General features: G+C 49.2%; 12 protein-coding genes. 4 read left to right on the top strand and 8 right to left on the bottom strand.

The annotated features are described in order from the left end of the window. Positions 1–45 precede the first annotated feature (45 nt). The 6 genes from E2I14_RS04760 to E2I14_RS04735 all read right to left on the bottom strand — a co-directional run bounded on the left by E2I14_RS04760 (position 46) and on the right by E2I14_RS04735 (position 5,323). Positions 46–1,059: an oxidoreductase gene (locus tag E2I14_RS04760; RefSeq protein WP_227544594.1), complete on the bottom strand. Its 1,014-nt coding sequence runs from the start codon at positions 1,057–1,059 to the stop codon at positions 46–48. Continuing rightward, the gene (locus E2I14_RS04755) at positions 1,056–2,438 is read right to left on the bottom strand and encodes an NAD-dependent succinate-semialdehyde dehydrogenase (protein ID WP_133325979.1); all 1,383 of its coding nucleotides are present in this window, start codon (positions 2,436–2,438) and stop codon (positions 1,056–1,058) included. The genes E2I14_RS04760 and E2I14_RS04755 overlap by 4 nt, the downstream gene beginning before the upstream one ends. A 104-nt stretch (positions 2,439–2,542) precedes the next feature. Beyond that, a complete protein-coding gene (locus E2I14_RS04750) occupies positions 2,543–3,052 on the bottom strand; it encodes a DUF1269 domain-containing protein (RefSeq protein ID WP_165967752.1) in 510 nt (169 codons plus the stop codon). 41 nt (positions 3,053–3,093) lie between these two features. After that, positions 3,094–3,747 carry a BON domain-containing protein gene (locus E2I14_RS04745; protein ID WP_133325975.1) on the bottom strand — a complete coding sequence of 218 codons (654 nt, stop codon included), beginning with the start codon at positions 3,745–3,747 and terminating at the stop codon, positions 3,094–3,096. A gap of 37 nt (positions 3,748–3,784) precedes the next feature. Beyond that, a complete protein-coding gene (locus E2I14_RS04740; RefSeq protein WP_133325973.1) occupies positions 3,785–5,023 on the bottom strand; it encodes an SAM-dependent methyltransferase in 1,239 nt (412 codons plus the stop codon). 96 nt (positions 5,024–5,119) lie between these two features. Then, complete coding sequence (locus E2I14_RS04735; protein ID WP_133325971.1) at positions 5,120–5,323, bottom strand: hypothetical protein; 204 nt, start codon at positions 5,321–5,323, stop codon at positions 5,120–5,122. 243 nt (positions 5,324–5,566) lie between these two features. On the opposite strand from E2I14_RS04735, the gene E2I14_RS04730 reads away from it, so the two are divergent. Next, on the top strand, positions 5,567–6,124 hold the full coding sequence (locus tag E2I14_RS04730) for a DsbA family protein (RefSeq protein ID WP_165967751.1): 558 nt from the start codon (positions 5,567–5,569) through the stop codon (positions 6,122–6,124). A gap of 53 nt (positions 6,125–6,177) precedes the next feature. Here the strand turns inward: E2I14_RS04730 and E2I14_RS04725 are convergent, their stop codons facing one another. After that, complete coding sequence (locus E2I14_RS04725; RefSeq protein ID WP_206105581.1) at positions 6,178–6,804, bottom strand: nitroreductase family protein; 627 nt, start codon at positions 6,802–6,804, stop codon at positions 6,178–6,180. A 200-nt stretch (positions 6,805–7,004) separates the two neighbouring features. On the opposite strand from E2I14_RS04725, the gene E2I14_RS04720 reads away from it, so the two are divergent. The 3 genes from E2I14_RS04720 (at position 7,005) to E2I14_RS04710 (ending at position 12,279) form a co-directional block, all read left to right on the top strand. Continuing rightward, the gene (locus E2I14_RS04720) at positions 7,005–7,658 is read left to right on the top strand and encodes a BON domain-containing protein (protein ID WP_133325967.1); all 654 of its coding nucleotides are present in this window, start codon (positions 7,005–7,007) and stop codon (positions 7,656–7,658) included. Positions 7,659–7,706: 48 nt separating this feature from the next. Beyond that, positions 7,707–9,632 (top strand): molecular chaperone DnaK, encoded by a 1,926-nt coding sequence (dnaK, locus tag E2I14_RS04715; protein WP_133325965.1) that lies wholly within the window; start codon positions 7,707–7,709, stop codon positions 9,630–9,632. Positions 9,633–10,479: 847 nt separating this feature from the next. Next, positions 10,480–12,279 (top strand): amidase, encoded by a 1,800-nt coding sequence (locus E2I14_RS04710; protein WP_133325963.1) that lies wholly within the window; start codon positions 10,480–10,482, stop codon positions 12,277–12,279. Positions 12,280–12,471: 192 nt separating this feature from the next. On the opposite strand, the gene E2I14_RS04705 is transcribed toward E2I14_RS04710, so the two are convergent. Continuing rightward, a complete protein-coding gene (locus E2I14_RS04705; protein ID WP_133325961.1) occupies positions 12,472–12,672 on the bottom strand; it encodes a hypothetical protein in 201 nt (66 codons plus the stop codon). Positions 12,673–12,702: the final 30 nt, after the last annotated feature.

Here is a 12,702-nt window from a genome sequence, read left to right as displayed (position 1 = left end):
CGGTTAGGAGAAAAAAGTTGAAGCGGGCTGCACCAATGGCGCGATTTATTTACCGACGGGGAAATCGGCGCCACGCGAGACTTTCTCCCACAGGAAGAATTCTTTTTTCAGCGTATCGAGCTTAGCCAAAGCCGCATCCACGGCATCGTTGCCGAGCAATAAATGATTGGGCGGATTGACTGATTCCACCACATCAATAATCGCTTGCGCTGCCCGTTCTGGGTCGCCGCGTTGTTTGCCCGACGCAGCACGCACTTGTTTGCGACCAGCGCCGGCCGTGCCCGCGTAATCAGCGATCTGCAACTTGCTCTCACTGGCAGAGCGACCCGCCCAATCGGTTCTAAAACCGCTGGGTTCGACCACCATGACTTTAATTCCCAAGGGGGCAACTTCTTGGCGCAACGCTTCGGACATGCCTTCTAAGGCAAACTTGGTTGCGCTATAAAAGCCGACCGACGGGAAAGAACACAAGCCACCAATCGATGACAAATTAACGATAAAGCCTTTACGCCGCTCACGCATGCTAGGTAGAACCGCATCAATCATGCTGCTCGCGCCAAAGAAGTTAATGTCAAACATCTTGCGCACCTTATCGGTTTCGCTTTCCTCAATCGCCGCAAAATAACCAATCCCTGCATTGTTGACCAATACATCCACATGGCCGAAACGCTTTAATGCTTGCTTCATCGCTTCAGCCACTTCGCCCGCATCGGTGACGTCGAGTTTTAGCACCAAGGCGTTTTCGTTTGAGGCCATGTCTTGAATATCATCGGTATTGCGTGAAGTCACCACCGTTTTATAGCCGCGCTCTAACAGCGTTAAAGCCAGCGAGCGACCGAAACCAGTCGAGCAGCCGGTAATAAACCAAATCGGCTTGTCGCCTTTGTCGTTCTTGGCAGGGCTAATTTGATTGACTGCTTTGGCCGCGTTATCAAGCGGTTGCTTGGCGGCCGAGGTGGCGCTGGCTGCATTGGCAGAATGGGCTAATTTGGTGGCGTTGGATTCTTTGGTTTTCATGGTGATCGTTCCATCAATGGGTTGTTTAGTATCGGCGTTCATTGCGGTGCCTCTATGCTGTGGGTGCGAACCAGCTTTTTATTCACAAAATGCTGAATTCCGAGGTAGCCAAGCTCGCGGCCATAGCCAGAATCCTTGATGCCGCCAAATGGTAATTCGGCATCCGACCAATCGATGTTATTGATAAACATCATGCCAGTGTCGACCCGACTCGCGATGCTCTGGGCGCGTTCGGCATTTTTGCTATAGACCGAACCACCTAAACCAAAGTCGGAATCGTTCGCTAAGGCAATCGCGCTGTCGTCATCATTCACCACAAAGAACATGGCCACTGGTCCAAAAAACTCATGGCGGAAAGCAGGATTATCCGGTTCCACATTGGTCAAAATAGTTGGCTCCATAAACCACCCAGGGCAATCAATCCGCTTGCCACCTAATTCGATTTTCGCGCCATGCTGCACCGCTGCGTTTACGCTCTCGATCAATTGCAACAAGGCCGCCTCGCTCGATAACGGGCCTTGCGTTGTTGCGGCAATACTTGGGTCGCCTGCGCGTAGAGCGGACAAAGCTAATTTAAATTTAGTTAAAAATTCTTCGGCAACCGCTTCTTGCACAATAAAGCGTTTGGCTGCGCAACAGGTTTGCCCCGCGTTATACATGCGTCCCCAAACCGCCCATTTCACCGCCGCGTCAATATCGGCATCGTCGAGAACGATAAAGGCATCGCTGCCGCCTAACTCCATGGTAGAGGTTTTAATATTCTTACCCGCTCGGGCGGCCAATTTTTGACCTGCCTCGACGCTGCCGGTCACGGCTAAGCCTTTGATACGCGCATCATCGAGCACTTGATCGGCTTGGGAATGCGAGATAAACAAATTGGTGTAAGTACCCAAAGGCGCTCCTGCATCAATCCAAATTTTTTCAAACGCCAACGCACATTGCGGAATAATGCTGGCGTGCTTCACCATAATCACATTACCTGCCATGAGTTGCGGACCAGACACACGGGCTAGTTGGTAGTAAGGGAAATTCCACGGTTCGACACAAAAAATAATCCCTATCGGACTGCTCTCAATATGCGCCAGCCCGGCTTCGGGATTGAGTTTAACGTCGCGCAAAAAGTGTTCGGCATTCTTGGCGTAATAGGCCAAAATGCGCGCACTAAAAGTCACTTCCGCTAACGCTTCATTAATGCGCTTACCCATTTCTAAGCTAGCTAAATGCGCTAATTCATAGGCTCGCTCCTCCAACAAATGCGAGGCACGCATGACAACTTCGGCACGTTCAGCAAATGTTTTGCTGCGCCAAATTCCGTAACAACCGTGGGCTACATCGATGACACTTTCTAACTCACCGTCGCCAATGGATTCAAATTTGACGATCGATTGTTCTGTGTTGGGGTTAATGCTTTCGTATTTCATGGTTTCTCCTGACCGGTTTGAAGGTCGTGTTGCTGTGCTATTGGCGTTGATTGGCTAAGGGGGGCGTCCACTCGGATTGCGCCTAGGTTGTGAAACGAATTAAATTAAGATGCAATCGATTCTTCTAATGAGTGCACATTACCCAAAATTGAGCGTGCGCTCTCAATATCAGTCGAGTTGCCATGCACCATCAAAATATATTTATCGGCGGATAAATCGGTTTGATACTTAATGACGTCTTCTTTCGATACGCCGATATTCATCAAAGCCGCCCCTAATGCTGATACACCGCCGACGACTACCGCGCCTTCTAATGCACCAACCAAAAGCGACACCAACGGCCCGGCCATCGCCATCAGACCCAAACCCGGAATAAAAAACACCGCAGGCGCGACCAGCAAGCCCCAAATCCCGCCCCAAAATGCGCCAATGCCGCCCCAAGTTTTGATCCGATCACCTAAGGTATAAAATCCAATCGGATGCTCTTCGCTGTGATAGCCCTTGCCGATCACGGACAGCTTCTTAACATCAAAACCATCTGCGCTTAATAGTCGAATTGCTTGTTCTGCTTGTTGATGCGTGTCGTACACAAATACCGGTGATTGTTTTTCCATGATGATTCCTAAATGTTTGATTAAGGGCTAGCGCACACCAGTTACAGCGCGACTTTGATGTTATTAATTACGCTATGCACACCGGGAGTACCCCATGCAGCATGATTAGCGAGTTCACGTTCTGACCAGCTATCGACCGAGCCAGATAGCGTGACATCGGCATGATCGACGTGCACAGAAATGCTGTGTTCGTTAAATCGCGCGCGTCTGCGCAGAGCGGATTCAATGTCGTCTTTGACTGTGACCGACGACACGGTGGGGCTAATGCTGATTTGGTCGCTCACCCCAGTCACGCCTAACAAGGGGCTAAGACTGTTTTTGAGTGCTAGCTTTTGGTATTCCCAATCGACCGTGCCAGTTAACGTGATCCAACCGTCTTCGACCATGACATGCACGCGGTCTTTGGGCAGGTAGGTATTCCAGTCCAAAATATTTTGCGCTGCGCTGGCGATATCACCATCGGTGCGCTGACTGGTTCCGGGTAAGGACACCTCAATTTCGATTGCTAAGGCTTTAATGCCGGACACACGTTGCACAACCTCTTCGGCATTCCATTTATCGGTAAATTTGTCCACATGCCCAGTTAACGTCACCACCCCATCTTTAACTTCAACGCCAAGTCGGGTGGCGTTGATGGATTGTTCCCACCGTAATTCATCCAAAATATCTTGCTGTAATTCTGCGTCCGTTTTCATTCTTTGCTCCTTGCGGGTTGAATTGAATTGATACTGTTTAATGTCTCGTGGAGTTGGCCTTGGGATTGGCGTTAGAGTTAGTATTTGCGTTGCGTGCCCAAGCGAGTTGCGATGGATGCGCGCCCGATTTGACGCACACCACTTGGTACAGCGAAATCCAGTCCTGATTGAATGCATGCACACACCCAGCCAAATAAACCCGCCAAATACGGTGCCGTCTATCACCGACTAATTGCTTAATCTGATCGGAATTTTCTTCAAATTTGTGTCCCCACAGCTCGCAGGTTTTGGCGTAATGGCGGCGTAGGTTTTCGATATCCACCACTTCCAAGCCACCCTGTTGCATGGACTTCAAGGCCAAGCTCAGATGCGGCAATTCGCCATTCGGAAATACGTATTTCTCAATAAACTCACCATTGCCATACGGCGTTTCACCGCTGTGTGCGTCAGTCGAGGTAATGCCGTGATTCATGGCCATGCCGCCTTGGGCCAATAAGTCATTAATGGTGGCAAAGTAAGTGGGTAGATTTTTAAGCCCGACATGCTCAAACATGCCAACGCTGGTGATTCGATCAAATGGACCGACCACGTCACGGTAATCTTGCAGGCGGATCTCAATCAAATGACTCAAACCCGCTTTGGCGACTTGTTCTTTCGCGTGCTTTACTTGGTTTTCTGAGAGCGTAATGCCAACGCATTTGATACCGTATTGCTGCGCGGCGCGGATAACCAACGCCCCCCAACCGCAACCAATATCCAACAGTGTGTTGCCCGGTTGGATATTTATTTTATTTAGAATGTGATCGATTTTTTTGATCTGCGCTGTCGCTAAGTCTTCATTACCATTTTCAAAGTAGGCGCAGGAATAGACTAAGTTTTCGTCCAACCACAATTTGTAAAAATCATTCGACACATCGTAGTGATACTGAATATCTTTTTTGTCTTTTTCTTTACTGCGTTTAACCTTGCGCACCAAGCGCGCAAACTTACCTTCCATTTTTAACGTGCCTGAAGCTAAGGCATTGCCGATTTTAATAATCGCGGAAGGTTTACCTTCGATGTCGATCTTTCCCTCGACATAAGCCGAACCAAGATTCGAGAGTGACGGCGTGAGCAAACAAGACAAAGCGGAAACATGGGGAACTCGGACTATCACTTCTGGTAGAGCGTGGCTAAAGCTGAGTTGTTGCCCGTTCCACAAATCGACGCGGAGCGGTAAATCTAATTTAGCCTTAACGTCTTGCGCCCAGTTTTCCAGTCTTTTTTCCCAAAACATGCTGTTGTCTCCTTAGTCATACCAGTTAGCGAATGTTGAATTTGTGGCGCCGATTAATTGGCTCTAATTCACGACAAATCAAAGCCAATGACTTAATTATTGCGCGGAGCTTTTACAGGCAGTGGCCGAACTTTTTTGCGCGGCGTTGCAGCAACTCATGGCGCTTTTGGATTTTTCCTTAGCGTCTAACATGCTGTTTTTATCGAGAGAATCGGCGGCAGCCAAATGGTTTTTGGCGGCTTCTGTGTGGTCACTGGCGGCTTTTTTATGCAGACCGCTGGTTTCGCTGGCTTTTAACATGATGATTCCTAACTAATGTGATTAAGAGGGTTGACACAGCGTTCGAACGGGGTGTGATGCCAAGTTAGACGCTAATGATTGGCTGCACTGTGCGATTGCACACGTAAGTTAGAAAGTTGGGCTGAAAAGAATTTAATCTGACGTGTTCGCTATCGAACTGTATTGATGGCTGGAGTAACCATACTGCAAAGTCTGCTTGGCAATTTAATGCCGCCCGCCCTTCACTCATTACCTAGGAATCTTATGGACAGCATCAGCCTGCAAATCAAACGCTCAATCAATAAATTTAGCCAAACCGATCACAGCATAGGCTCACCCACTGCCGACATTATCCTGCTGGAATACGGCGATTACGAATGCCCCGGCGCCGCATCGGCTGAACTCTTGACCAAGCATTTGATTGATGTGTTTGGCGACGAGATGCGCTTGATTTACCGGCATTTTCCGCTGACCGAAATCCATCCGCACGCTGAATTGGCCGCCGAAGCCGCTGAGGCAGCCGGCGCGCAAGGGCATTTTTGGGGCATGCATGATTTATTGTTCACGCATCAAGAGCATTTAAAAATGGCATCCTTGATGAATTATGCCGAGCAATTGGAACTCGACATGATCCGCTTCGCTGCCGAGATGAAGGAGCGCATCTATTTACAACGCATAAAAGAAGAGCGTCAATCGGGCGAAGCACTCAATATCAGAACATCACCCAGCTTCTTCCTCAACGGCACGCCAATTGATGTCACGTTTGGATTAGAAAATTTAGAGAACAGCGTCATCGCTCTGATGCAGCAAAGCGATTGGTAATCTTCCATTCGTCCAAGTCGCCCCAGTCGTCCAATTCGTCCCAAATAGCGCGCTTATTTCCACGTCAAGATATTGGCTGGTTTGCGCGGTTTGATGGATGTTTCTTTACTAGGAAAGCCCAAGATAATCGGCACAAAGACCGACATATCTTCCGCAATGCCTAGCTCTTGCTTCCATTTTGGGGTGTTTAAAATTTGCACCGCCAAACCTATCACGCAGCTACCGATTTTTCTGGCGGTTGCGGCCAACAGAATATTTTGCGTGGCTAGCCAACAATCGGCGCTGACAAAATCGCTCACCGGTTTAGCGCAAATAACAATCAAGGTGGTGGCGTTATAAAACACGTTAAATTCTGGCACGAGGAAATGCTCCTGCTGCAATTTATTGCCTTGGGTCAGATTGGCTTCAAAGCCGCTTTGCATCAATTTTTTGGCGTTGTCCGACATCCGATTTAGCAGTGTTTTGTCCTGAATAATGACAAACGCCCAAGGTTCCTCATCCATCGCCGTGGGCGCGTGGATCGCCGCGTTTACTAAATCAAACACGGTTGATTCATCAAGCTTTTCGGCGGTGTAGTCGCGCACCGACTGGCGCTCGTAGATCGCATCAATCGCTTTCATATCGCTGGGCGCTATTGGAGTTTTTCGATTCAGTCGTTCTGCTTGTGCAATATCGTTCATATCCAATTCCATTAAAAAGTGTATCGAACAAACGATTGTTAGCTTGCCCGCCGCGTTCCTCAGTGCGCTGTACCGCTTATGGCTGAGTCAATTTGCAAACCTTATTTATTCGCTACGACTAAATAATGCTGGCTAGCGTACAGAGCAAGTCAGCCGACCCGCGCAAGCTAAAGTTCCGATTCATTACCAAAGAAATGATTATGAAAACCGACGAACAATTAAAAGACGATGTTGCTGCTGAATTACGCTGGTCGCCCTCGATCAACGCATCGCAAATCGGTGTTGAAGTTAAAAATGGCATCGTGACCTTGGCAGGCAGTGTCGCCAGCTATTCGGAAAAACTAGAAGCTGAACATGTCACCCAGCGCGTTAGCGGCGTTAAAGCGTTGGCGGTGCAATTGGACGTCAAGCTCGCCAACTCCAGCGAGCGAACGGATGCCGACATTGCCTTGACTGCAAAAAATGTCATTCAATGGCTATCCATTATCCCAAGCGATGCTGTCAAGGTCATGGTTGAAAACGGTTGGATCACCTTAACCGGTGACGTGGAATGGAAATACCAACAAGTCGCCGCCGTGGTCGCGGTGCGTTATTTGATGGGCGTCAAGGGCGTATTTGACCAAATTCAAATTATCCCAAAACTCACTCCCAAATCGCTCAAGGCTGATATCGAACAGGCCCTGCAACGTAACACTTCCAACGACGTTAAAAATATTACCGTCCAAGTTGATGGCACCGATGTAACGCTGTCCGGCAAAGTTAATAACTGGGATGAACGCTCCGCCATTCGCAAATCAGCCTGGGCCGCGCCGGGAGTGAGCAAAGTGATCGACAACATGGTGATGGCGTATTAAGCACATCTGCAAGGCACTAAACACACAATAATCAACTAAGGAATCATCATGGGTAAAATCATCGGCATTGATCTAGGTACCACCAATTCTTGCGTCGCAGTGATGGAAAACGGCAAGCCCAAAGTCATTGAAAACGCCGAAGGCGCTCGTACTACGCCATCCATCGTGGCCTATCAAGAAAACGGTGAAATCTTGGTCGGCGCCACCGCCAAACGCCAAGCTGTGACCAATCCTAAAAATACTCTGTATGCCGTTAAGCGCCTGATCGGGCGCAAATTTAGCGAGAAAGAAGTCCAAAAAGATATCCAACTCATGCCCTTCAAAATCATCGCCGCACCGAACGGTGACGCATGGATAGAAGTGCGCGACAAAAAATTGGCAGCGCAACAAATCTCGGCTGAAATTCTCCGTAAGATGAAAAAAACCGCCGAGGATTATTTAGGCGAAGAAGTGACCGAAGCAGTCATTACCGTGCCAGCCTACTTCAACGATTCGCAACGCCAGGCAACCAAAGATGCCGGTCGGATTGCTGGCTTAGATGTGAAGCGCATCATTAATGAACCAACTGCCGCGGCGCTCGCGTTCGGGATGGAAAAAAATCAAAAAGGCGACCGAAAAATTGCGGTCTATGATTTGGGCGGCGGCACGTTTGATATTTCCATCATCGAAATCGCACACATCGAATCAGAAAAACAGTTTGAAGTCTTAGCCACCAATGGCGACACCTTTTTAGGCGGCGAAGATTTTGATCAACGCATTATTGATTTCATCATCGCAGAATTTAACAAACTGCACGGTATCGATTTGAAGAAAGACCCCATCGCATTGCAACGCATTAAAGCCGCCGCAGAACGCGCCAAGATCGAATTATCGTCCGCGCAGCAAACCGAAATTAATGAACCGTACATCGCAATGAGCAATGGCGCGCCAGTCCATTTAACCCAAAAAATCACGCGCGCTAAATTGGAATCGTTAGTGGAAGATTTAATCATCGCTACAATTGAACCATGTCGCACCGCGATGAAAGATGCTGGATTAAAAGTCACTGACATCGACGATATTATTTTGGTTGGCGGCATGACCCGCATGCCAAAAGTACAGGAAGAAGTTAAAAAATATTTCGGCAAAGAAGCGCGCAAAGACGTCAACCCCGATGAAGCCGTAGCCGTTGGCGCAGCGATCCAAGGCGCAGTCTTGTCGGGCGACCAAAAAGATTTGCTGCTACTAGACATTACCCCGTTGTCACTAGGAATTGAGACCATGGGCGGCATCATGACCAAAATGATCCCGAAAAACACCACCATCCCAACCAAACACAGCCAAACCTTTTCGACTGCCGACGATAATCAATCGGTGGTCACCATCAAAGTTTTTCAAGGTGAACGTGAGATCGCCGCGGGCAACAAAACCTTGGGCGAATTCAACCTAGAAGGCATCCAACCCGCCACCCGCGGCACGCCACAAATCGAAGTGAGCTTCAATATCGACGCCAACGGCATCCTGCATGTCAGTGCCAAAGACAAAGCCTCAGGTAAAGAGAAATCCATCACGATCAAAGCCAGCTCGGGCTTAAGCGAAACAGAGATCCAAAAAATGGTCGATGACGCTGCCTTGCACGCGGTGGACGACGCCAAACTCAAGGAGCTAGCCGAGGTGCGTAACGGCGCCGACACCTTAATCCACAACGCCAACAAATTCATCTCCGAATCCGGTGCCAAACTAGAAACCGGCGATATGGAAACGATTAAGTCCGGCATCACGCAATTGGAAAAAGTGATGAGCGCTGATAACAAAGAGCACATCGAAGAAGCTCACACCAATCTGACCAGTTCAATGGAAGTGGTTGCGCACAAAATGGAAGCCAAAGAGCAAACGCCAAAAGACCATGCTGGACAACAGCAAGGCGGCCAAGCTGAAGCCAAGCAGGCCGATAGCGTGGATGCGGAGTTTGAGAAGGTGCCTGAAGCGAAGTAGGGTTTTAATCTTGGCTTGAGGACGACGCGGGTTGGTTTGGTGGTTTATTCGATCGACCTGCGTTGTTGGAATGTGCTTGTTTTTATCTTTGGGATTTTTTATGCGATTCCTCACCAGCTAATTTAGCTAGATCAACCGATTCAGCTAACTCCTCCGTGTACGAGAAATCAGTCGAATCGCCCAACCCAGCTAAATTAGCTGCCGAAGTTTGAGCTTCATTTGTTAATTTGGCCCACCTAGCAAATTCGTCATTACCGCGCAAGCGGGAATCAAGCAAACAAACTGAGCTGAGCTGAGATCTACGCGCCTCAAACTCTATGCCATCCATCAGGTTGCAATTTCAACCCAAAGCGCTATCGCGACTTGATTCCCGCCTGCGCGGGAAGGACAAGTTATCGGGAATATGGCGACCCAAAAAAAGCAACATTACATCCTAAATCGCAAAAGGTTGATGGATATGTTGCCGTAGTCTGGGATGCCGCTCCAGAAGACTATCCGTTGATGTTGGGATTACACCTCAGGCTACGTACTATCGATGAAACCGGAAAAAAATGACCATTAACTACGTAGAGAAGAAGCACTCTCAAAACTAAGTTGGAATTCAACTACCGACAAGCAGCAGAGCTAGTAACAACGATGCACTGCTAGGTCGTTGAGCATGTTCACTGTAGCTAAAAAGCTATTTATTCATTCCGAAGCAGATGTCACTTCCATCAAAGCCCCCCTGTCCCACAATTCCCCCGAATCCCAATTTACAAAAATTCCCCCAATCATTTACTATCAGCAACTTAATACAAAGGTAGTACCACTGGTCATCCGTCATCACCAATCAATGAGGTAGATAAAAATGAATAAACGCCGTCAGTTTTTGATTAAGGCTCCGTTGGGCTTGTTGGCTGTCGCGGGAGCGGGTCGGGTTGTTGGGCAGACTACGCAGGAGGCGGCCTCGACTGCGGGGGCGCCGCCGGTGTTTGGCAATGCGCCTGCAGTCGGGCCTGAAGTGTCGGTGACGACCTTTGCCGAGGCTGAAAAGCTGATGCAAATTGAGATGACCGCGGCCGATCGGCAAATGGCTAGTGGGAGTTGGCGCACTTTAATGGCGGGGCTGCTGGAGCGCCGCACTGGACCGCGCAAAACCGAACTGACTGCGGCAGATGTGCCGGCTACGCTGTGGAATCCGGCTTTGCCAGGGATTAAAGTTGGGCCAAACAAGGAGCAATTTGTGCGCAGTAAAGTGAGTGCGCTGCCGTTGCCTAAGTCGGATGCCGACATTGCATTTTCACCCGTCACACATTTATCCCACTGGATTCAGACTAAACAAATCAGCTCTGAACGCTTAACTAAAATTTATTTAGAGCGGATTCGGCGTTTTAATCCGACGCTGCGCTGTGTCATTACCGTGACCGAAGAACATGCACTGGCGCAGGCGCGGCAGGCAGATAAAGATATCGCGGCGGGTAAATACCGTGGGCCGTTGCACGGGATTCCGTATGGCGTGAAAGATTTGCTCGATACCGCTGGCATTGCCACGACTTATGGCGCGGAACCGTTTAAAGATCGCGTACCGACTAAAGATTCTGCGGTGGTGCATCGTCTGAGCGAAGCGGGCGCGGTGTTGGTGGGTAAATTGAGTTTGGGTGCGTTGGCGTTAAACGATATTTGGTTTGGTGGACAGACCATGAATCCGTGGTTGTTAGAAGAAGGTGCTTCGGGTTCCAGCGCTGGACCGGGTTCGGCTACCGCCGCTGGCTTGGTGGGCTTTTCGATTGGTAGCGAGACCGGCGGCAGTATTGTTAGCCCGAGTATGCGTTGCGGTGTAACAGGCTTGCGCCCCACTTTTGGTCGGGTGCCGCGCACTGGTGCGATGACCTTGTGCTGGTCGCTGGATAAATTAGGTCCAATGACACGTACCGTTGAAGATGCGATGCTGGTGTTGCACGCGATATCTGGGCCGGATGCAGGTGACTTAGCGAGCAAGCCAGCCAAATTAGAATTTGATGCCAATGCTTCGGTACGTGGTTTAAAGGTCGGTTATTTCCCCGGTTGGATGAAAGAAGACCCCGCCACCGACGTCGATCGCGCTGCTTTGCAAGCGTTGGAAAAATTAGGCTTGATTCCGACTCCTGTCACGTTGCCTGATTGGTCGTACGATTCCTTAAACGTGATTTTATTTGCCGAAGCGGCAGCCGCGTTTGAAGAAATCACCTTAGATCACAAAGTGGATCAACTCAAAGCACAGGTGCCGGATGCGTGGCCAAATGTGTTCCGCAGTTCGCGTTTCTTGTCGGCGGTGGATTTTGTACAAGGTGATCGAATGCGGCGCAAAGTGGCTGTCGAGATGGCGCGGATTTATTCTGAAGTCGATTTGCTGTTAGTGCCTTCGTTGCGCGATGAGATGCTGGTAATTTCCAATAATACTGGCCACCCTTCGCTGACCTTGCGCACTGGCTGGGTTAGCGTGTCGGAAGCGCGCAGCGATTGGGCGCCTGATCCGGCCAATCCAGTGCCAAAGTTTGCCACACCTCGGCGCGTGCCTTATGGCGTAACCTTGATCGGGCGCTTATTTGATGAAGGTACAATTGCCCAAGTCGGCATCGCTTTGGAGCGCCATTTCGATGTAGCCCGCGAGCGTCCTCCTGGATTTTAATACGGGTAAGCACAGAGCTTGGTTGAACGAATCGATTGGTTCGTTTTAAAGAGAATGAAATGAGGCAGAGTAGTGTTGTCGTGTTGCTGGGGCTGGTCCCTACTCTGTCTTGTTTCGCGGGCTCGACCGATGTTGATCCTCAAATTGTGAAGTAAATTCGCGCATTTGTACTTCGGTGTTTTTAGTAAACGTTTAACCAATTTTTAAGCGGCGTAGCGAACGGAAAGTCTGAGCAGCGAAGCGCCATAATAACTGGGCAAATTCACAAGCTTGTTGAGCTAGTTTCTTACTAATGGGCTCAGTACATTGGGTAAAAATAATTGAATTCCTATTTAATTCGACAATTTTTTCTCTGAATTGGAATAAGAAACGTCCGATAAATTGGGCTGCCATAACCTTTGCTTATACAACACCAACTATTAG

It is taken from the genome of Sapientia aquatica, from assembly GCF_004358105.1.
GTDB classification, from domain to species: domain Bacteria; phylum Pseudomonadota; class Gammaproteobacteria; order Burkholderiales; family Burkholderiaceae_D; genus Solimicrobium; species Solimicrobium aquaticum.
The sequence above is the reverse complement of the archived record's forward strand: the minus strand, read 5'-3'. Positions and strand labels throughout refer to the sequence as shown.

Bases quoted from the DNA above. Each gene is read 5' to 3' on its own strand.
- E2I14_RS04760 (WP_227544594.1), bottom strand. From the start codon at position 1,059: ATGAACGCCGATACTAAACAACCCATTGATGGAACGATCACCATGAAA.
- E2I14_RS04755 (WP_133325979.1), bottom strand. From the start codon at position 2,438: ATGAAATACGAAAGCATTAACCCCAACACAGAACAATCGATCGTCAAA.
- E2I14_RS04750 (WP_165967752.1), bottom strand. From the start codon at position 3,052: ATGGAAAAACAATCACCGGTATTTGTGTACGACACGCATCAACAAGCA.
- E2I14_RS04745 (WP_133325975.1), bottom strand. From the start codon at position 3,747: ATGAAAACGGACGCAGAATTACAGCAAGATATTTTGGATGAATTACGG.
- E2I14_RS04740 (WP_133325973.1), bottom strand. From the start codon at position 5,023: ATGTTTTGGGAAAAAAGACTGGAAAACTGGGCGCAAGACGTTAAGGCT.
- E2I14_RS04735 (WP_133325971.1), bottom strand. From the start codon at position 5,323: ATGTTAAAAGCCAGCGAAACCAGCGGTCTGCATAAAAAAGCCGCCAGT.
- E2I14_RS04730 (WP_165967751.1), top strand. From the start codon at position 5,567: ATGGACAGCATCAGCCTGCAAATCAAACGCTCAATCAATAAATTTAGC.
- E2I14_RS04725 (WP_206105581.1), bottom strand. From the start codon at position 6,804: ATGAACGATATTGCACAAGCAGAACGACTGAATCGAAAAACTCCAATA.
- E2I14_RS04720 (WP_133325967.1), top strand. From the start codon at position 7,005: ATGAAAACCGACGAACAATTAAAAGACGATGTTGCTGCTGAATTACGC.
- dnaK (WP_133325965.1), top strand. From the start codon at position 7,707: ATGGGTAAAATCATCGGCATTGATCTAGGTACCACCAATTCTTGCGTC.
- E2I14_RS04710 (WP_133325963.1), top strand. From the start codon at position 10,480: ATGAATAAACGCCGTCAGTTTTTGATTAAGGCTCCGTTGGGCTTGTTG.
- E2I14_RS04705 (WP_133325961.1), bottom strand. From the start codon at position 12,672: ATGGCAGCCCAATTTATCGGACGTTTCTTATTCCAATTCAGAGAAAAA.